This window comes from Paenibacillus sp. J22R98 (assembly GCF_059383835.1).
In genome coordinates, this window is record NZ_JBXENW010000010.1 from 235,370 (window position 1) to 254,846 (window position 19,477).

Annotated in this window: 18 protein-coding genes; 9 read left to right on the forward strand and 9 right to left on the reverse strand. The window is 53.1% G+C overall.

Features of this window, described 5'->3' with window-relative positions:
• Positions 1-32: 32 nt before the first annotated feature.
• From AC50Y3_RS25005 to AC50Y3_RS25015, 3 genes are all read right to left on the reverse strand, one after another.
• Positions 33-1,412, reverse strand: a complete 1,380-nt coding sequence (locus tag AC50Y3_RS25005; protein WP_494821443.1) for an MATE family efflux transporter — start codon at positions 1,410-1,412, stop codon at positions 33-35.
• A 171-nt stretch (positions 1,413-1,583) separates the two neighbouring features.
• Positions 1,584-2,438 (reverse strand): patatin-like phospholipase family protein, encoded by an 855-nt coding sequence (locus AC50Y3_RS25010; protein WP_494821444.1) that lies wholly within the window; start codon positions 2,436-2,438, stop codon positions 1,584-1,586.
• A gap of 132 nt (positions 2,439-2,570) precedes the next feature.
• Positions 2,571-3,062 (reverse strand): HPP family protein, encoded by a 492-nt coding sequence (locus AC50Y3_RS25015; RefSeq protein WP_494821445.1) that lies wholly within the window; start codon positions 3,060-3,062, stop codon positions 2,571-2,573.
• A gap of 156 nt (positions 3,063-3,218) precedes the next feature.
• Here AC50Y3_RS25015 and AC50Y3_RS25020 point away from each other — a divergent pair, with 156 nt between their 5' ends.
• Complete coding sequence (locus tag AC50Y3_RS25020; protein WP_494821446.1) at positions 3,219-3,668, forward strand: DUF4395 domain-containing protein; 450 nt, start codon at positions 3,219-3,221, stop codon at positions 3,666-3,668.
• Between the two features lie 81 nt (positions 3,669-3,749).
• Positions 3,750-4,193: a DUF3888 domain-containing protein gene (locus AC50Y3_RS25025; protein WP_494821447.1), complete on the forward strand. Its 444-nt coding sequence runs from the start codon at positions 3,750-3,752 to the stop codon at positions 4,191-4,193.
• A 91-nt stretch (positions 4,194-4,284) separates the two neighbouring features.
• Here AC50Y3_RS25025 and AC50Y3_RS25030 read toward each other — a convergent pair whose 3' ends face one another.
• Complete coding sequence (locus AC50Y3_RS25030) at positions 4,285-4,680, reverse strand: hypothetical protein (RefSeq protein ID WP_494821448.1); 396 nt, start codon at positions 4,678-4,680, stop codon at positions 4,285-4,287.
• Between the two features lie 81 nt (positions 4,681-4,761).
• Positions 4,762-5,850 carry a LacI family DNA-binding transcriptional regulator gene (locus AC50Y3_RS25035; protein ID WP_494821449.1) on the reverse strand — a complete coding sequence of 363 codons (1,089 nt, stop codon included), beginning with the start codon at positions 5,848-5,850 and terminating at the stop codon, positions 4,762-4,764.
• 255 nt (positions 5,851-6,105) lie between these two features.
• Here AC50Y3_RS25035 and AC50Y3_RS25040 point away from each other — a divergent pair, with 255 nt between their 5' ends.
• The 3 genes from AC50Y3_RS25040 to AC50Y3_RS25050 are packed head-to-tail and all read left to right on the forward strand — an operon-like array spanning position 6,106 to position 10,582.
• Positions 6,106-7,092, forward strand: a complete 987-nt coding sequence (locus AC50Y3_RS25040; protein WP_494821450.1) for an ROK family protein — start codon at positions 6,106-6,108, stop codon at positions 7,090-7,092.
• Entirely contained in the window at positions 7,089-9,497 is a 2,409-nt protein-coding gene (locus tag AC50Y3_RS25045) for a glycoside hydrolase family 9 protein (protein WP_494821451.1), read from the forward strand. Before AC50Y3_RS25040 ends, AC50Y3_RS25045 begins: the two co-directional genes overlap by 4 nt.
• Positions 9,494-10,582, forward strand: a complete 1,089-nt coding sequence (locus tag AC50Y3_RS25050) for an SIS domain-containing protein (RefSeq protein WP_494821452.1) — start codon at positions 9,494-9,496, stop codon at positions 10,580-10,582. Before AC50Y3_RS25045 ends, AC50Y3_RS25050 begins: the two co-directional genes overlap by 4 nt.
• On the opposite strand, the gene AC50Y3_RS25055 is transcribed toward AC50Y3_RS25050, so the two are convergent.
• The gene (locus AC50Y3_RS25055; protein WP_494821453.1) at positions 10,579-10,710 is read right to left on the reverse strand and encodes a hypothetical protein; all 132 of its coding nucleotides are present in this window, start codon (positions 10,708-10,710) and stop codon (positions 10,579-10,581) included. The genes AC50Y3_RS25050 and AC50Y3_RS25055 overlap by 4 nt on opposite strands.
• A 501-nt stretch (positions 10,711-11,211) precedes the next feature.
• On the opposite strand from AC50Y3_RS25055, the gene AC50Y3_RS25060 reads away from it, so the two are divergent.
• From AC50Y3_RS25060 to AC50Y3_RS25075, 4 genes are all read left to right on the forward strand, one after another.
• The gene (locus tag AC50Y3_RS25060) at positions 11,212-12,213 is read left to right on the forward strand and encodes a Gfo/Idh/MocA family protein (protein WP_494821454.1); all 1,002 of its coding nucleotides are present in this window, start codon (positions 11,212-11,214) and stop codon (positions 12,211-12,213) included.
• 1 nt (position 12,214) lies between these two features.
• Positions 12,215-13,210, forward strand: coding sequence for a Gfo/Idh/MocA family protein (locus tag AC50Y3_RS25065; protein WP_494821455.1), 996 nt, complete (start codon positions 12,215-12,217; stop codon positions 13,208-13,210).
• 193 nt (positions 13,211-13,403) lie between these two features.
• Positions 13,404-14,561, forward strand: coding sequence for a glycosyltransferase (locus AC50Y3_RS25070; protein ID WP_494821456.1), 1,158 nt, complete (start codon positions 13,404-13,406; stop codon positions 14,559-14,561).
• A gap of 762 nt (positions 14,562-15,323) precedes the next feature.
• Complete coding sequence (locus tag AC50Y3_RS25075) at positions 15,324-16,361, forward strand: CapA family protein (protein ID WP_494821457.1); 1,038 nt, start codon at positions 15,324-15,326, stop codon at positions 16,359-16,361.
• A gap of 110 nt (positions 16,362-16,471) precedes the next feature.
• On the opposite strand, the gene kynB is transcribed toward AC50Y3_RS25075, so the two are convergent.
• Genes kynB through kynU form a run of 3 tightly spaced genes read right to left on the reverse strand, consistent with a single transcriptional unit; the run spans position 16,472 to position 19,309 of the window.
• A complete protein-coding gene (gene kynB, locus AC50Y3_RS25080; protein ID WP_494821458.1) occupies positions 16,472-17,092 on the reverse strand; it encodes an arylformamidase in 621 nt (206 codons plus the stop codon).
• Positions 17,093-17,145: 53 nt separating this feature from the next.
• Positions 17,146-17,997 carry a tryptophan 2,3-dioxygenase gene (kynA, locus tag AC50Y3_RS25085; protein ID WP_494821459.1) on the reverse strand — a complete coding sequence of 284 codons (852 nt, stop codon included), beginning with the start codon at positions 17,995-17,997 and terminating at the stop codon, positions 17,146-17,148.
• Between the two features lie 25 nt (positions 17,998-18,022).
• Complete coding sequence (gene kynU / locus AC50Y3_RS25090) at positions 18,023-19,309, reverse strand: kynureninase (protein ID WP_494821460.1); 1,287 nt, start codon at positions 19,307-19,309, stop codon at positions 18,023-18,025.
• Positions 19,310-19,477: the final 168 nt, after the last annotated feature.

Consider the following 19,477-nt stretch of genomic DNA (forward strand, 5'->3'; position numbering starts at 1 on the left):
CAACCTCAATCGGTCGTGGATCTCATTCAATATTAAGCTTCAAGCGGCTTTGCATGCTCCCGGCTCACAATCGCCTTCTTCGTCCAAATGCCGCTCTTCCATCTGGCCAGCATCAACAGCCCGCGCACCCATTCATCCACTGCGAACGAAATCCATACGCCGATTAAGCCCATTTCCAAATGAATGCCGAGATAGTAGGACAACGGAACGCAAATGCCCCACATCGAGCAGACGCCCATCAAGACAGGGAACTTCGCATCCCCCGCTGCGCGCAGCGAGTTGATCACGACAATGTTGAATACCCGCCCCGGTTCCAAAATAATCGATATGAGGAGGATGCTCGCCCCGATCGCGATGACCTTCGGATCATCCGTGAACAACCCGACCAGCTGATAGCGGAACAATGCCGCAATGCCGACCAATACGGCTGTCAGCAGAATGCTGATCCGCAAGCTTCGCAGCAGCCGGAAGTACGCAGCCTTCTTCTCGCCGGCACCCACCATGTGCCCGACTATAATTTCCGTCCCCATCCCAATCGCCATGGACAACGCCATGAAATAAGCGCTGATATTGTAGACATACACATGGGCGCTGAGCGCCTGTTGGCCGATTAAATTGATAAAGGCCATAATCATCATCATCTGCGACTGCCATGCCAGATGCTCGCCGGCGGACGGCAAGCCGATGCCGAGTATTTTCTTCATGTACTGCTTATCGAAGGAAATATAATCTCGAAGCCTTATAGGACTCGGCGTTTTGCGATACAAGAGGATAAACAGTACGATAAGGCCGAGAATTCGACTGCCGATCGTAGACACAGCCGCTCCGGTTACGCCCCATTCCGGGAAGCCAAAGTTACCGAAGATCAGCAGGTAGTTGCCCGCGACATGGATCAAATTCACGCCGAGCGTCACATACATAACGTCCCGGGTATTGCCGTTCGAACGAATAATCGACGAAACCGCGTACGAAATCGCCTCGATCCAAATAAATCCGCCAATCAGCTTCAAATAGGTGCTCGCGATTGCAATTTGCGAAGGGTCGAGATGGAGCAGCCGCATGCCCGGTTCACTAAAACAAACAACCACGATGCTAACGACGACGCCGAACATCAAATTCATCATGATGGCAAGCGCGGAGATACGGCTGGCCGTTGCTTTCTGCCCCGCCCCCAAGTACTGCGTAACCGCAACGCTCGTTCCAATCGCGACGAATCCGAACATCATAATACAGAACATAATAATTTCATTGGCAAACCCGACGGCTCCCGCCACTTTATCCGAAATCCGGCTGAGCATGAAGACATCGGCCGTTCCGAGCATCATGCGTAGAACCGAGTCGACCAGAATTGGCCATGACAGAGCAAAGAGACTCAGCTTCTTCCAAGAAGGTACAGCATCATTTTTAATCAAAGGGGTCTATCTCCTATCACTTATTACATTTCATCTCTCTATATAACGCTTATCGCTTCCACTTACCAATCGTTATTATCCCACCTCAAATTGACCCTGTCTATGACAAAAGACCTCCAATCCCGTATAGAGATGGAGGTCCTTTCATCTATATTCCAGCTTACCCCCGTCTTATGCCTGCATCCATGCTTTCATAACAGGCATTAACCGTTTGGCATCCTCATAGCCTTCCTGGTATAGCGCATCCAGCTTAGCCGGGTCGCGCTCCATCCGCCCGACTGTCAGCTTCTGCTGCGGCCGAATAACGAAGAGATTCCCTTTACGCTCCTGCTCTTCAATATAAGCTAACGTATCGTTGTAGATTTCATGGCGACGAAGCATGACTTTGACAAACTCGGGAAATTTCCTATATGCACGTCGCACGAGCCAGCCGAAACGGTTGCGCGATTTGCGATAATCCGAATCTCGGGTCAGTACGATTACATTGCGCTTGAAGCCGTCCGTCTCTGCTTTACGAAGCGGAATCGGGTCCGAGATCCCGCCATCCAGCAGGTTGCGGCCCTTATATTCGATAATCGGCGCGATAAAAGGAAGCGAGCTCGACGCGCGAATGATCTTCAGCAGATCAAAGCCGGGTTCATCCCGGTTATAGAAGATCGTCTCCCCTGTATCGCAATCGGTCGTGCCGATGACAAACTGCTCTTTGCTCGCCTCGAAAGCTTGATAATCGAAAGGAACAATCACGTTCGGGAGCTCGTCGAAAATAAAATCCATGCCGAACAGCTCGCCCTTGCTGAAATAATTTTTCCACGAAATATAGCGCGGATCCGTGACGTAGTTGACATTGACCTCTCGATTTCGGCCAAGCTGTCTCGATAAGTAACTTGCTGCCATACAAGCTCCGGCCGATACGCCGATTGTATAGGGAAAGTACATGTTCTGCTCTGTAAAATAGTCCAGCACGCCGGCCGTATAGATGCCCCGCATGCCTCCGCCTTCGAGTACTAAACCGATGGATGAATCCATGACCAAACCCCTTTGCCTGTGCTTCCGTCTTCGCTACATTCATTGTACCTATCGCTTAACGGGAGAGTCAATTTTACGACAAACAAGAGCCGACCTGATGCGGCCGACTTTCTTTACTCGTTTCTATTCCTGTCAGCTTGCGATGTCTCTGGATTCGACTGCTGCAGGTTTGTTTCTAAACATCGATGATAATTGATGACCGAACTTGCGCTCCATGACCTCCGCCAAGACAAGAGCAGCCATTAATCCAACCAGCGCTGCGCATACCGATATCGGAATCGCCCATAGATGCGAAGTATGCGAGAAGAAGGGGATCAACGCTATGGCAGCAATCGGCGGTGCGTTCCAATTGAACTTGCGAATCAGCCAAATGATGATAACGGCGTTCACAAACAGGGTGAGCGAGCTTGGATAGAGATAGAACAGAATCGTACCTATAATTGCCGACACTACGGACCCGAAGGTAATCTTGCCGAGCTCCGACATCGAATACGTGCGTGTGAGAAACAGGAAGCTAAATGAGCCGATCGTCGGAAAAAACAACGTATCCAGGAACGAAACATGCAGCGAAAGCCAGTAGAGCACCATGACATATAAGCAAATAGCTAATGATTTCACATTCATTAGGTCGTTACTGCCTCCTAATTGAATTGACATAGTTTTTATTATAACGGTCTGTCTTAGAAAAATCACTCGGAAAATAGCCTTTTAAACCTACCCGCTAACTAGGAATTGGTGTATAATGAATGTACCGATTCGAACTACAAGGAGGGCCTTGAGATGAGCAAACAACCGATTCTCCCTACGTATGCGTGCGTAGACGATGTTCCTTTGCACCGTGTTCGCGGTAACCAGCTCGGCATTTTGCTTAGCGTTATTATTAGTGTAAGTACAGGACAATTATGGATACTCGCACTTCCTCTAGTCGTTCAATTGATCAGCCGCACCTATGGCGTCAACTATAATCTGTTTGTTCGTCTGTTTGCGCCATTGTTCCCTGTGAGCGCTCGGACGGAGAGCCGCGAGCTGCTCCGGTTCAACAATTTGCTGGCGATTCTCTTCCTCGTTGTCACGCTCGTTGCCTATGCTCTCGGATTCCTAACTGTAGCCTATGTAGCGCTTGGCATGCTTACCGTAGCCGTTGTGCTTGCGCTTAGCGGATTCTGCGTTGGCTGCTTCATGTACTTTCACTGGAAGCAATTTCTCTTGAGACGGAAAATATCGCAATAATTGTGGAACCGACCTGACGCTAGGTCGGTTTTATTGTGCGAAATGCGAGTGTTGTGCGATCAGCTGGGAATAATAGCGGATATGAGAAAAAAGTTCATGCTAAGCGGGCTGTTAATTGCAGGGTTGCTGCTGGGACAGACACCCCACTCTCAGGCTGCCGTTCCGAGTAAACCCAAACAAGATTCCAGAGAGCTGCAATTGCAGGACATGCTGGTATTGCTTCTGCTGCCTGATATGACAGCGAAGCTTGCCGAGGTGTATGCCAAGGATCTGGCCGCAGGGCCTGATCTGTATCCCTATTTCGTTGACGTCACGCATGTCGAGCGTGTAAACGGATTTCGCGGGTTCATCTTTCGTATCACCCTCCATGCCTACCCGACTGTAGGTCCGCACATCCCAGTCGGCGAGGATCGGATAATATATGAAATTTCCTCTGGCCCCAAGGTGACGCTCATCAAGCTTGAGCACTTGAAGGGACCAGATCGGAATGATTTTCCGCCTAATTATCTGGATTTATTGAGATAGAACAGCCCGTCCCAATTGTGATTGGGGCGGGCTGTTTAGTTGCTGGGATGAATGCTGTGGCAACCAGCGGTCGCCCCAAACCAATCATCTGCTAGCGTCTATGTTTCGTTAAGAAAACATGCTCTTTCTTCTGAACGGCTTTCTCCCGATCCTGCTGAATGTCATCTTTCAGTTTCGAGACGCATTTCACACAAAGCTTGCCCTGGCGGGTTGGCTCTGAACAAAGATCACAGGCATCGGATAAGTTCGGGTAATCGAATAATTTAAGCTTGCCCTTGCGGATATACGAGCGAATCTGTTGCACGGGAACTGCAGTTTGTTCAGCCACTTGCTCATTGGTGAGCTGGCGGTTGCGCCTTAGAACCTGCTCAATCGATGTAATTTGTCCATCTTCCTCGGCCGTGCATGCCGCGCATAAATTACGCAGATTCTTCTGAAAAACCTTTCCACAGTTGGGGCAGTGCGCCACGTTTAGTTCTATAGCCATACTGTAACCTCGCTATTAATAGTTCTTATGAACCAATGATAGCATGGCGCATGGAAAAATTCACTAGAAAAGAAAACATAACTAACGCTGAGAAAGCATCGCTCCGCACGACTCGCGGATCATAAGCTCCGGCGTATGTTGGATGGCAATGGCCTCAGGCGAACCGTTCATGGCGCTAATCAATTGAAGCACCGCCATTTTGCCTAAGTATTCATTGTGTTGATCCATAGCGGTGAGCCTCGGGATGCTGAACTCGCTCTGCAGAAACTGATCACAGCTAGCGATCGCAATATGCTCGGGACAATGCAAGCCTCGGTCTTTCATCGCGCGAATGCCGCCGAGCGCAACCCTATCATTCATGGCAATAACCGCAGTCGGCATGGAGATTCCACCCGCCTCACTCGCATCCAATAGCTGATTCATCGCTGCATAACCATCCGGCGCGTAATAATCCGATGGAACGATCATCTGTTCCTCTACAGTCTTGCCGAGCGCGTGCATGGCCTGCTTGAATGCATCCATACGCGCTGTGGTGATGCGGATGCCCGGCTCTCCTCCGATGAATCCAATGCGTTCATGGCCCAGCGCAATGAAGTGATGAACGATCGCCGTTACTCCCTGCTTCAAGCCGCGCTCGACGAAGAGACACTCGCAGCCTTCAATTCGGCTCCCGACAATGACAACTGGCAATCGACGGTGGAGCTGATTGAGCGCTTGGATAAACGAGTCCGGAATCTCTTCTTTATCGATCATGCCGCCAAGAATAAGGACGCCGTCAACCTGCTTCTCCAGCAGCATGCGAAAATAATCCTCTTCCGAGAAGCGCAGATTGGGTGTCCCCTGCTTCTGATGCTGACGGACAAACATCGTATTGAACAGCAGCGTAGCGTACTGATGCTGCATCGCAAAACGCTCCACTTGCTGAAACAAGGAAGCGAAATAAGGATTTGTAATGTCAGGTAGAATAACGCCGATATTACCGGGTTTATGCTGATGAACCATCCCTCTCGCAAACACGCTCGGGGTATAGTTGTATTCCTCTATGATTTTCTCAATGACTGCTCTCTTCTTCGGGGAGACAGAGGGGCTGTCATTAAGTACACGTGACACGGTTGAGACGGAGACACCGCTCTTCTGGGCAATTTCCTTAATCGTGATCTTACTTTTCACAGGCGGTTCCTCCGCTATTTCATTCATTGGGTGATAGCTAGTTTTGATTTTATCCTAGTTCAAAGTCGAATTCAATTGAAATTTGGTATCGGTACCAAATTGCTGACTAAACGGAATTCGGTTAATTTTATCCCTGTAGATACTGGAATTGTATCCGTTGACCACCCTATCCTTATTTGCTACTCTCAGGTCATAACGAAATCATTACAGCTTTATTTGGTACCGTTACCAAATCGAAAGGAGCTCTTCCGACAGATGAATACTTTTCCTGCTTCCGTTCTTGCAGTCGATTTAGGCGGCACCTCGATACGCGTTGGGGAGGTTGCGCCGGACGGTACGATATTGCATATGAAATCCTATTCCAGTGACACGTCTTCGCAAGCTGAAGCGATGGCACGCATCTTGAAGTCCATCGAAGATTATCGAACGAACGAGCCGCTTATCGCGCGCGAGCTGGTCGGTTTCGGTATCGGGGTCGTCGGACGCGTCGATTCTCGCAACGGCCGCTGGCTCGAAATCGAGCCCGGCAAGTCTGATCCGACTGACGTGACCGCGATCATAGAGTCCGCGGTTGGACTGCCCTGCGGCATCGATAATGATGTGGCCTGCGCCACGAAAGCGGAATGGCAGTTTGGCTGGGGCACGCGTTCCAATCATTTTATCTATTTCAATATTGGCACAGGCATTGCGGCCAGGTTTATCGTGAACGGGCACTATATGGAAGGCAGTAACTTCAATGCCGGCGAAGTCGGGCATATGGTGGTGGCGATGGACAGCGAAGTTGTATGCGGCTGCGGCCGCAGAGGCTGTGTCGAGCGGCTTGCATCCGGCCTTGGCATGCATGAGCGAGTAATGGCGCTTCGGTCATACTATCCGGAGACCTCGATTTCGATCGCAGGGCATGGATCCCGAGTGCCTGCTCGATTGATTTTCTCCGAAGCAGAGAACGGCGATCCGCTTGCACAGCGAGTCGTTGCTGATGCAGCCCGGGCAGCTGCGACAGCCATTATGAATCTGGTGCGCGTCACCGATCCGGAAACGATCGTACTAGGCGGCGGCGTTGCGCGAAGTGATTATTTCCGGGAACAGATCGGGCTGTATTTGAACCCTAGAACGATGCGTTTCGTTACCAACGGCCTAGTTGCCACGATGCTTCCCTCGCAAGAAGCAGGGCTTGTGGGAGCCGCGCTTGCAGGCTATGAAGCTTTTCATTCCCGTCATAAAGGAGATGCAGCACGATGAACGAGGCATTCATTAGGGACATTAAACAATCGGGCTATATCCATCGCCCGCTGCCGATCTATGAGGAGCACTCGCTGGAACGGGAGCAGCAACGGCATCAGGTGATTGACGCGAAGCCGTTTTATGAATTGGGCAATGTGAGCGGCAATGGACTGGTATGGGTGCATCGCGGGATTGGATCGCTGCAGCAACCGGCAGAGCAGCCGCTTCTGCTGAGCTCCCCAACAGTTATGCCCGAGTGGCCCCCCGGCGCTCCGGCCGATGGCGATTATACGAATTTCGGCCAGTCTTGGATGGCGATGGCCGTTAATCGAGAGGATTGGGAAAGCTTCAACCGCATCACCATGGAACTGCGACCGGACTTCCACGGCATGCCGAATGCCTACGTCATGATTAAGTTCCGAAACGAAGGCGTCGTCCCCATTCCCGACATCTACGACCGTGAAGGAGTGCACGGCGTTAACCTGCGCAACCACGAATGGAATACGATCCACCTCGATATTGGGGAGCTTCCGAGAGATGTGATCACGGAGCTGGCGATTGGGTATCTCATTAACGGCAAGGAACGAGCCACCGGTGAGACGATGACCCTACAAGTAAGACGCATTACGCTTGAACAGACGACCGGGCAGTCGATCTCTAAAGGCTGGATACCAAGCAAAGGCGAGATCGCGTTTTCGCATACCGGCTACAATGTTGGTAGTCCGAAGACCGCTTTCGCCGCTGAGCTTGCTGCAGAGACGTTCGAATTGAAGTGTGCCGAGCGAGGCGAGACGGTCTTCAGCCAGCCGATTGGAGTGATCGAGACATCGCTTGGCCGCTATGCCCTGCTTGATTTCAGTGATTTTCGGGAAGTAGGCCGCTACTACCTGCAGGCCGGCAACCTTATGACTGAAAGCTTCGCGATTGGCTCCTCTACGCTCTTGTGGCAGCCTTCTCTCTGGAAAGCGTTAAATTTCATATTTTGCGAGCGATGCGGCTATCCCGTTCCCGGCATCCACGGCAGCTGTCACGCTGATATTATAGCGAAGCACGAAGGCACGATGCTCGCCTTTAACGGCGGCTGGCATGATGCAGGCGACGTCTCGCAGCAGCTCATTCAGACCGCGGAGGTAACATGGTCGCTTATTGAAATGGCCGAGCAGGTCAAGCTGCGCGATGAGGATCTCTATCTCCGTTTGCTGGAGGAAGGCGAATGGGGGCTCGACTTCATGCTCAAAACCCGCTTCGGAGACGGCTTCCGGGCAACGAGCGCCGGCATCACCCGCTGGACGGACGGGCGAATCGGCAACATGGATGATGCCGCTGCCCGCGTGCACAACCAGGCTTACGAGAACTTTTACTGTGCCGGTATTGATGCCTACATTCACCGAAGGCTGCCGAATGCGGCGCTGTCCTCACGTTTGCTGCAGATTGCGCGGGAGGATTTTGATTTTGCGTTGGCTCAGTTCGAGAAGGTCGGATTTCATGAGAAGCCTATCTTCTGGGAGCATACTTACCAATCATCTGAAAGCTTATATATGGCGACGGCATCCTGGGCAGCATCGATGCTCTATCAAGCGACACAAGAGGAGTGCTATGCGGCAAAAGCAGCCGAATTCATCGCATACGTCCAACGCTCACAAGAGTTGGACGGCCTCCTGCTGCAGGACGGCTCACGCTTGGGTGGTTTCTTCTATCGCAATCCCGATAAGCGGATAGTTCAGCATTTCAACCATCAGGCGCGGGAGCATTTGTACCTATGGGCTTTCACGGCCATTCATGAAACGCAGCCTCATCATCGGGATGCCGACAGCTGGCTAGCTTCGATTGCGGCCTATGGCGATTATGTGAAGCAGTTGGCTTCCTATACGCAGCCTTATCCGATGCTTGCGAGCGGCGTGTATCATGTCGATGAACATGAGGATGACGAGAGCTTCGGCCACCAGCATTTGCTTATTGATGAGCGTGCCAAGACGGACTATGGCCTGCAGCTGAAGGAAGGCGTTAAGCTGAACGACTCCTACTACCTGCGGCGGTTCCCGGTTTGGTTCTCGTTCCGAGGCAATAATGCGATCTTGCTGTCTGCCGGCAAAGCGGCTTCGCTCGCCGGCCTTCACTTGAACGACAGCGAGCTGCTTGCCATTGCGGAAGGGCAGCTGCAGTGGATTGCAGGGCTTAATCCGTTCGGCCAATCGCTCATGCATGGCGAAGGCTATCGGTATGCGCAGCAGTATTCGGTGCTGAGCGGCGAGATGACCGGCGAAATTCCGGTTGGCGTTCAAACGTTCGGCAACGAGGATCTCCCTTACTGGCCGCAGTTCAACAACGCCACCTACAAGGAAGTTTGGACTGGAAACGCGGGAAAATGGCTGTCGCTTGCGGCGGATCTATACGCAGCGGCCGATCGGGAGGGTACGCGATGAAACCGACGATGATGACTTATATTCTTGAGGAAGAAGCGATGGTTCGGGGGATTCTGGCGTCTTATCCGGAGCAAGTGCGCTCCTTCGCGAAGCACGCCGCGGGTAAGCGTGAATGGCTAATGCTCGCGACAGGCTCCAGCTATAATGCGGCGCTTAGCGCCAAGTTCGCGATAGAACGCTGGGCCGACGTGCGCATTGAGGTGAAGGAGCCTTTCCACTTCACCCATTATGAACGGATCAGCCCGCATACCGATTTGGTCATCGGCATTTCGCAGAGCGGGCAAAGCACTTCGACCATCGAAGCGCTGCAGCGCGTTCGCCGCGATGCCGGCGGAATCGCGACCATCGCGTTTGCCAGCGATACGGCGAGCGCAATTGCCGAGGCCGCCGATCTGACGGTCGATATCGGCTGCGGCAAGGAACGCGTCGGTTACGTGACGAAAGGGTTCCTCGCCACCGTGCTTACGCTGATGCTTGCCGGCCTTCATTTGGCTGAGACTGCCGGGAAGCTGTCTCAGGCTGAAGCGGAAGGGATTCGCGCCGGCTTCCACGAGGCAGCCGTGTCGATTCCCGCCATTATTGAGCGGTCCGAAGCCTTCTTCGTGCGGCATCGCGAAGCGTTCGCAGCGGCTCCGCGCTTCACCGCAATCGGCTACGGGCCAGCGGTCGGCACCGTCAAGGAGATCGAGACGAAGTTTTCGGAGACGGTGCGGGTGCCGTCACAGGGGATCGAGCTCGAAGCGTTTATGCACGGACCGTACCTGGAGGTCAACCCGGAGCACCGCATCTTCTTCCTCGAAACGGGAGCCGGCGCGGTGAACGACCGGCTTCGGCTGCTGCGCGATTACGAGAGCCGCGTAACTCCGTACACATACACCGTTTCGCTTGGCGAGTCGAAGGATGACCGTACGCTCGGCCTCTCTCTTGCGTGCGATGAATATACGGCGCCGCTGTGGCTCGTCATTCCGTTCCAGCTCTTAGCCCATTACATCGCAGAAGCGAAGGGCAACGACCTGAAGACGCGCATCTTCACCGACTTCGGCGTTGCGATGAAGAGCAAGACGCAGCCGGGCGATTACGCCTAGGCTGCGCCGGTTGCACCGAGAAAAGCCGTCTCATGAACGCCCGCGGTATGCGCTTCTTGAGACGGCTTTTTTGTCATGCTCCGCGGATGCGGGGGCAGTCGCTGCGCTTCCTCCGCTCCCTTGGACAAGATGCGGACTGCTGCGATTTGGTTGCTGCATACCTGTGCGAGTGAGATAGCAGAAACGGGTGTGTTATTGCGTTGTCAGCCCGCTGCGCTTGTCTTTGATGCAGTCGTATCGCGCTAACGAACTGTGGAGGCCTTATTTGCGCGAAAACAGCCCTAAAAATATTCTAACGAACCGTAGAAGCCTTATTCGTACGAATTGGTGTGGTTTGGGGCATTTTGACACCAAATAAGGCCTGTACGATTCGTTAGATTTTCAAACTGCTCGATTTGGCTCAAATAAGACCTCTGTGGTTCGTTAGATTCAAAAACCCGCGTTCATCTAGTTAAAGGAATCGGTTGGCGCGAAAGCAAGCCGGCCGCTCGATTTCGTTTCCGCTGAACTGCTCGAATCGTTCGGACCGCTCGTCCCTGTTCCTTTCCCTCTATCCAATGGGCTGAACTTCGTCTAAAATGACAGTGAACCAAAGGGACTACCATTATTTCGCAAAGGAGCGCATGTTCATGAAAGTCGTAGTATTGGGTTGCGGCACAATGGGATACGTACACGCCGCCGCATTCAGTCGGATGCCCGGCGTCACGCTGGCCGCTGTGTGTGATATTGATGAAGAACGCGCAGAACGCGTAGCTTCTTCACTTGGAACGGCCTCTTATACCTCGTTTGAGGCGATGATGGAGGCCGTCGATGCTGACGTCGTTTCCGTTGCTTTGCCTACTCCTTTTCACAAGGAATACGTACTGAAGGTCGCTGCATTAGGCAAACATGTCATCTGTGAGAAACCGATCGCGCCAACGGCCGCGGATGCGGATGAGATGATTGCAGCTTGCCGTACGCAAGGCGTTCGCCTGTTTATCGGCCATGTCGTTCGTTTCTTCCCTGAATACGTGGATCTAAGTAAGCGAATTGGGTCCGGTGCCATCGGTACTGTCGGCGTCGCTCATGCGAAACGGATCGGCTCCCATCCGGGCGAACACTCGCCTTGGTATGCGGATAAAGAAGCAAGCGGCGGCGTAATCATGGATCTCATGATTCACGATATCGACTACATGCGCTCCCTTTTCGGAGATGTGAAATCCGTGTATGCTCTTAACCGGACACAACCGTCCCTTGATTATGCACTCGTTACCCTTCGGTTCCACAATCATTCCGCCATCGTTCATCTTGAATCCCATTGGGGCTATCCGGGCGCATTCACAACAGCCGTAGATTTCGCGGGTACTTCAGGCGTGCTTCAATACGACAGCAGCACTGCCAAATCGCTGCAAATCCGCCGCACGGAAGCAGCTGCTGCCGAGAAAGCAGTTCAGGTGCCGCAAAGTCCTTCCTACCGTGATCCTTATTTCATCGAGCTGGCTCATTTTATCGATTGCATCCGCAGTGGAGCTGAACCGATCGTGACGGCCGAAGATGCGAAGAAAGCCGTTGAGGTTGCACGGGCTGCAATGGAATCGGCTGCTACCGGACAATTGATCCGCCTACAATCGACTACTGGGGAGGCACGCTAATATGACGACGACTACATCAATCTCGGTTGGCCTGCTTAGCTTTGCCCATGGTCATGCCCACAGCTACACCGGCGAACTGCTCCGTCGTTCCGATGTAACCATTGCCGGCTTTTGGGACGATAATCAAGACCGCGCGAACGCGATTGCAGCGCAGTATGGCTTCCGCCATTACGAATCCTTGCAGGAGCTTCTCGGTGCAGGCATCGATGCCGTCATTATTTGCTCGGAGAATGCGAAACATGCTGATCTGACGCTTGCCGCGGCTGCTGCCAAGAAACATGTTATGTGCGAGAAACCGCTCGGCATCTCCGTGGAGGAGATGGAGCTTATGATCCAAGCTTGCGCAGTTAACGGCGTTCAGCTTATGACGGCTTTCCCTTGCCGGTATATCCCCGCTGTCGTGGAAGCGAAGAGATCGATCGACCGCGGCGATATCGGAGAGATCGTGGCCATCAAGGGAACGAACCGCGGCTCCATGCCTGGCGATTGGTTCGTAGTGCCTTCCGCTTCCGGCGGCGGCGCTGTACTCGACCATACGGTGCATGTGATGGACCTGATGCACTGGTTCGTGCAATCCGACGTAGTCGACGTGTATGCGGAAGCAGCTACTCTGTTCCATCCGGAGCTGGAAGTCGAAGACGCCGGTATGGTGCATGTCCGCTTCGGCAATGGCGTGGTTGCATCGCTGGACCCGAGCTGGTCCCGCTCCCGATCGTTCCCGACATGGGGCGACGTCACGATGGAGATCATCGGTACGAATGGCGTTATCAGCATCGACTCTTTTGCGCAGAAAAATGATCTGTACAGCAACAAAGAGTCGAAGGCGCATTGGCTATACTGGGGCGACGATATGGACGCAGGTCTCGTGGACGCCTTCATCAGCTCGATTCGCAGCGGCTCCGCCGTGCCGATCACCGGTGAAGACGGCTTGAAATCGGCTCGAGTCGCGCTTGCCGCACTGGAATCGGCAAGACTGGAAGCGCCGGTTAAGCTGTAGGCTCTATAAATTAGACGAACCCACAGTCCACGTGATGGAGCTGCGTCCCGATCGTTAGATGGTGTCTAACGATTGGGTTGCAGTTCAGATGCGGCTGTGGGTTTTTGGCTTGGCATGATGTTGGTCTAGTCCAAGCCACAGTGGATGCATATATTGTCTTAGCATTCATTTCGGATTATGGAGGCGATAGCCGGTGACCGTCCGCTACAGTATTGTTATCCCAACCTTTAACCGCGTACAGCAGCTGATGCTTACGCTCGTTGCCTTAGAGACGCAGAACTATCCGAAGCGCTTGATGGAAGTCATTGTCGCCGACGACGGCTCAACGGACGGTACACGGCAAATGGTCGAAGACTACAAAACCGCCGCCTCCTATCGCCTCATCTATGTTGCCCAGCCTGAGCAGCGCGGTCGCTCTGCCGTTCGGAATTTAGGACTGCGCCAGGCAAAAGGCCGCTATGTTATTTTCATCGACGCCGACTTCTTAGTACTGCCTCATTTTCTGCGAACAATTAGCCGTTATCACCGCAAATATCCCCGTGCCATCCTGTCCGGTACTCCATACTCCTTGGACGACGCATACACCCACTACCACCCCGCCTTCTCACCTGAAGAGCAGCTCATGTTTCACAACATCATCGGCCCGAGCGGCGTATGGAAGCCGGATTTCGAGAACGCTGCTGAAGTCATGCCGTTAATTACGCCCGAGGATCTCCTTCATCGGACCAGCACCTTATCGAAAGTCCTCATTCCCAGGCGAATGTCGGCCGAGGTCGTCGCTCAATTTGCCGCTAAGGATGTTGCGCCTTGGATGCAGTTCGTCACACGCTGCGTAGCGGTGAGACGCCTTGCATTGATTCGCAGCAAGGGGTTTAATGAACGTTTTGTCCTGTATGGGCTGGAGGATTGGGAGCTCGGCTATCGGCTTCATCAGCGGAAAATCGCCTTTATTCCCATCCGCGAAGTCGTCGGCTACCATCAGGAGCATCCGACCTCCTTTCGCGGCAATCAAGTGAATTTGGAAAATGTACGCATCTTGTTTGACAGTCACGGTCTGCGGGACTCCGCCCTCAATCTATTCGTTCTCTTGCCCCCATCGGAGGATCTTGCAAAGTATAAAAATACGCTGCGCACTCTTCGAAGCGGCATGCGCAAGAAATCGACGCGTTCTTCCGCGCTGCTGCTGCAACGAACGCTAAGGCTTGCCGCGCAGCAATTCTATCAGCCGCAAGATGTCGCGGCCTACAAGCAATCGCTGGCGCGAATCCGCGCGCTGACGCAGCACCGAAAAAGCGCTGTCGCGGAAGCCTTGCGCGAGATGCTGGATCGCGCTGAGACGCTGGCGAAGTGAAGCGAGGCGGAAGTGTCGCCCCCAAGGCAACACTTCACCGGCTCGCACTCTTTCCGCGCGAATGTGTTGCTCCCAGAGCAACACTTCCGCCTCTCGCACGCTTTTCTCGGGCATGTGTTGCTCCCAAAGCCACACATCCACCACTCGCACTCTTTTCTCGCTATTGTGTTGCTCCCAGGGCAACACTTCTGCCGCTCGCCAACTTTCCGCGCGAATGTATTGCTCCCAGAGCAACACTTCCACCACTCGCACTCTTTTCTCGCTATTGTGTTGCTCCCAGGGCAACACTTCCACCACTCGCGTGCTTTTCGCGCGAATGTGTCGCTCCCAGGGCAACACTTCCGCCGCTCGCCAGCTTTTCGCGGGCATGTGTCGCTCCCAGAGCCACACATCCTCCGCTCGCGCGCATTTCCAGGGCATATGCTGCTCCCAGGGCAACACTTCCGCCACTCGCACTCTTTTCTCGCTATTGTATTGCTCCCAGAGCTACACACCCATCGCACTCCCGCGCTAACGAACCCTACAGGTCTTATACACGCGAAAACAGTCACTCTTTTATTCTAACGAACCGTGGAGACGCTATTGAGGCGAATTCGAGCGGAAAGGGACATTTTCGCACCAAATAAGACCCGTACGGTTCGTTAGATTTTCAAACTGCCATTTTTCGCCCAAATAAGGCCCATATGGTTCGTTAGAGTGAATACCTACATACCATGACTATGAGAATCACGGATTCCGTATAGTGGAAAGGATGCGAAGCCTATGGAATTTAAGCTCGCTGCTGTCGGGGATATTTTGATGATTGGGCCGATTCTGCGGTCTGCCAAACAGCAAGGGGATCGGTACGCGTTCGAGCCCCTTTTCCAGAAGGTTGCCCCTTACCTCAAGCAAGCGGATCTGGTCATCGGCAATCTGGAAACGCCGCTCGCCGGCAGAGAAGCTGCCTATACAAGAGCGAACGCCACCACGGGTTTCTCCATGTTCAACTGTCCGGATGAGCTCGCTCCAGCGCTTAAATCCGCGGGATTTGGCGTCTTAACGACAGCCACCAACCACTGCTTGGACCGCGGCACGAAGGGGCTGAACCGCACCATTAATATACTGAACGATAACAACCTGGCACATACCGGCACCTATGCTTCTGACCCCGGGGCTGACAACCATATCATCATCGAAGTAAAAGGCCTGAAGGTCGGCATCGCCAACTACAGCAAAGGAACCAATAATATCCCCTTGCCAGCAGGTGAAGCATGGCGTGTAAACACCGTCACTCCTGCCACCTATAACAAAGTCGCCGCACATATCCGCAGATTCGCGGAGCAGGTCGATGTCGTCATCGTTTGCCTGCATATCGGCAAAGAATGCCGCCACGTCCCCCTGGGCCAATCGCGTGAGCTCGTGAATCTGCTGCTCGCAAACGGCGCGCATATCATACTCGGCCACCACCCGCATGTCCTTCAGCCTGCTTGTCATACCAAAGACGACAAATTCGCCATCTACTCACTTGGCAACTTCGCCTCTACCCTCCTCTACAAGAACGCTGCCACCAAATGCGGTGCCATCGCCGAGCTGACCGTTGTCAAAGACGACAATGGCAAGGTGCGCGTGAAAGAGGCTACCTACGTCCCAACTTGGACGACCAGAGTAGCAACATCAAGCGGCATGCGTTATCGGATCCTCCCGATTCTCCAAACCTTGAACCAGCCAGAGCCCGGTCAACCGGCGGCCGATCGCCGGTTAATGCTTAAGGTGTGGAAGAAAATGTCCCCGCTGCTCGTTGAGAAGCGCACGCTGCTCTAGATCCGTTCACGCGATCAGTAGGTTGGAACCAACAGCATAAAAAACCGCACCCCCTAAAGGGATGCGGCTTCGCTACAACACCGGTACAAACTCACAGCTCTAACACACCATCATTTCCTAAGCACCGCACGAACCGGACTCCCATCCGCTTCGGCCAGAGGCAGCGGAAGCGCGATCAGCTCATAATCCCCCGGTTCCACATGGTCTAGGACAAGCCCTTCCAATATGTGAATGCCATGTTTGGCGAGTTCATGATGAGCAGGCAGTTCCTTGCTATCCAGCGGATCAACAGAGGGCAAATCAAGCCCAATCAATCGCACGCCATAACCTGCAAGATATGCAGCAAGCTCCGGTTCAATCGGCGGAATGGATTGCGGAAACACATGTCTATCCTTCCATGCATCCGTACGGATCAACAGCCTCGTAACTCCATCCAGCTCTACGCCGGCCAGCTCTCGCACGCCAATCGATGCAGGGTCTGGCAGATGAATGACTCGCGCCTGCCCGATATATAAATCGAGGTCGAGCTCACTGACCCTCTTACCCTCATTATCAAAATGAAACGGGGCATCAATATGCGTCCCCGTATGAATGCTCATCCTGATTTGCCCCACATTGACGGAGCCGCTCTCTTCTTTACTCCAACTTACCTTGTAGGAGAACGGAGTGTCCCCCGGCCAAGTGGCAACCTTCTCATCCAGCGGCTGTGATATATCTATCCAGTTGCTCATATCACCTTAAATCCCCTTCCTGCTGCTTTCGGCCCTCGATGCTTAGCTTAAGCTTACAGCTTGGTGCGCATGCTCCACAGCTCCGGGAAGAACTGCTGATCCAGCGCTCTCTTCAAGTAATTCACCCCGGACGAACCGCCGGTTCCCATCTTATTGCCGATAATCCGTTCCACAGTCGTCATATGGTTAAAGCGCCAGAATTGCTGCTGACTGCCGATGTCGACGAGCTTCTCTGCCAGCTCATAGAGGTCCCAATATTGATCGACATCGCGGTACACGGTCAGCCAGGCCTCTTCCACACTGGCATTCGGCGAGTAGTTTTGCGACCAATCCCGATCCAGTGCCTCTTGATCTATCGGCAAGCCGCGAGCTGCGAGCGCACCGATAGCCGCATCATAAAGGCCCGGCTCATGCAGCGCCTGCTGCATCTGCGTGTACAGCTCTGTTTGATGCTGGAACACGGACAACGTATGCACGTTCTTGTTGCCCATGGCGAATTCGATCAAGCGATTCTGATGCGATTGGAAGCCGGAGGATGAACCGAGCGCATCGCGGAAGCCCATATATTCGGCCGGCGTCAGCGTCGAGAGCACGCTCCAGGACTGGATCAATTGCTGCTGAATTCTGGATACGCGCGCCAGCATTTTGAAGGAAGGCTCCAGATCGTTATTGCGAATGGACAGCGTTGCAGCCTGCAGCTCATGCAAGATGAGCTTCATCCACAGCTCACTCGCCTGGTGAATGATAATAAACAGCATTTCATCGTGGTGGTCGGAGCATCTATGCTGACTTTGCAGAATTTTATCCAGATGAAGATAGTCCCCGTAGGACATCGATTTGGAGAAATCGGTTTGAATATCCTTCTCCAGCTTCCCGCTGCCGTGCTGCTCTTCATGGTTGTTCATGGTGTAAGGCCCCTCTCAATGTTCGTTAGGCAACGACTTCGCGTTCGTTCTTAAACTGCTCATATTCTTTATCGACCATGATCTTCTTCAGCTTCTGAACGACTTCCCATACTTCGGTATAGGAGTTATACAGCGCGACCGGTGCAAGCCGAATAATATGAGGTGCCCGGAAATCAGGAATAATGCCGTTATGCTTCAATGACTTGCAGACTCGTGCTGCTTCCGGATGCTCCAAGCTGACATGGCCACCGCGCCGCAAATCGTCGCGCGGGCTGCCGATATAAAATCCGAATTCGCCAAGCTCATGCTCAATTAAGTCGATTAAATATTGATTAATATGAAGCGACTTCTGCCGAATATTCGCGATACCCGCTTCCGCGAAGATCTCCAGCGCACCAAGTAGCGGTGCTAAACTTAACACATGAGGCGTTCCGATCTGATAAGCTCCGGCTGTCTCCGCAGGGGTTAACGTATGCTCCATATCGAATTGTTTGTCTTTTCTTGAACCGAACCAACCCGCTAAACCGGGGTTCTTGCCGAAATGCTTCCGGTTTACGAAGAGCCCTCCGACGCTGCCCGGCCCACCGCCAAGATGTTTATAATTGCACCAGTAGGCAAAATCAACATCCCACTCGCTGAACGAATGAGGAATCGCCCCGACCGAGTGACAGCCATCAAACCCGATGAGAATGCCGCGCTTGTGGGCTTCTTCTGTCAACCGCTTCATATCCAGAATCTGTCCGCTGCGGTACAGCACCGTCGGCAGTACGATCAGCGCAATATCATCCGTCATCGCCGCGATAATATCGTCTTCTTCCAAGAACCGGCCATCACGGCTTTTCACGCGAATGAGATGGGTTTCCGGATCATAACCGCGGATGCGCAGCTGACTTTGAAGCGCGTAAATATCCGACGGGAAGGTTAATTCATCGGCCAAAATCTTATTGCGCTCCCCTTGCGGCTCATAAAACGTAGCGACCAGCTGATGCAGGTTTACGGTCGTAGAACCCGTAACAATCACTTCCTCCGGGGAGGCACCGACGAGTCCCGCACTCATCTCCCCCAGCTTCTCCGATAAAGTGAACCAGGGGTGGGTGCCCTGCATCCAGCCGTCAATCCCATGTTCTCTCCAGTCCGCCAGCGATTCCAGCAGTGTACGCTCTGCCCGCTTCGACAGAAGTCCTAAAGAGTTTCCATCCATATAAATCGAATCCGGCTTCACGTAGAACTCTTCGCGAAACCGTGACAGGCTATCTTCGGCATCTAATTGTTTAGCGTAATCTAGTGTGGGTTGAAACGCATTTGTTCCCATAGCTGCTCCCTCGTTTTCACAGAATAATCGCTTGATGAGGTGATCATACCAACCAATATGACATCGTGTCAATATGTTCAAATTGGGCAATAAGCAAGCTGTGCCGGCATCCGAACGAACCTTTCATTTTCCAGCCATTTCTTATATTCTAGAAGGGTATGGACGGAG

Bases quoted from the DNA above. Each gene is read 5' to 3' on its own strand.
- AC50Y3_RS25010 (WP_494821444.1), bottom strand. From the start codon at position 2,438: ATGGATTCATCCATCGGTTTAGTACTCGAAGGCGGAGGCATGCGGGGC.
- AC50Y3_RS25015 (WP_494821445.1), bottom strand. From the start codon at position 3,062: ATGAATGTGAAATCATTAGCTATTTGCTTATATGTCATGGTGCTCTAC.
- AC50Y3_RS25020 (WP_494821446.1), top strand. From the start codon at position 3,219: ATGAGCAAACAACCGATTCTCCCTACGTATGCGTGCGTAGACGATGTT.
- AC50Y3_RS25025 (WP_494821447.1), top strand. From the start codon at position 3,750: ATGAGAAAAAAGTTCATGCTAAGCGGGCTGTTAATTGCAGGGTTGCTG.
- AC50Y3_RS25030 (WP_494821448.1), bottom strand. From the start codon at position 4,680: ATGGCTATAGAACTAAACGTGGCGCACTGCCCCAACTGTGGAAAGGTT.
- AC50Y3_RS25040 (WP_494821450.1), top strand. From the start codon at position 6,106: ATGAATACTTTTCCTGCTTCCGTTCTTGCAGTCGATTTAGGCGGCACC.
- AC50Y3_RS25045 (WP_494821451.1), top strand. From the start codon at position 7,089: ATGAACGAGGCATTCATTAGGGACATTAAACAATCGGGCTATATCCAT.
- AC50Y3_RS25050 (WP_494821452.1), top strand. From the start codon at position 9,494: ATGAAACCGACGATGATGACTTATATTCTTGAGGAAGAAGCGATGGTT.
- AC50Y3_RS25060 (WP_494821454.1), top strand. From the start codon at position 11,212: ATGAAAGTCGTAGTATTGGGTTGCGGCACAATGGGATACGTACACGCC.
- AC50Y3_RS25065 (WP_494821455.1), top strand. From the start codon at position 12,215: ATGACGACGACTACATCAATCTCGGTTGGCCTGCTTAGCTTTGCCCAT.
- AC50Y3_RS25075 (WP_494821457.1), top strand. From the start codon at position 15,324: ATGGAATTTAAGCTCGCTGCTGTCGGGGATATTTTGATGATTGGGCCG.
- kynB (WP_494821458.1), bottom strand. From the start codon at position 17,092: ATGAGCAACTGGATAGATATATCACAGCCGCTGGATGAGAAGGTTGCC.
- kynA (WP_494821459.1), bottom strand. From the start codon at position 17,997: ATGAACAACCATGAAGAGCAGCACGGCAGCGGGAAGCTGGAGAAGGAT.
- kynU (WP_494821460.1), bottom strand. From the start codon at position 19,309: ATGGGAACAAATGCGTTTCAACCCACACTAGATTACGCTAAACAATTA.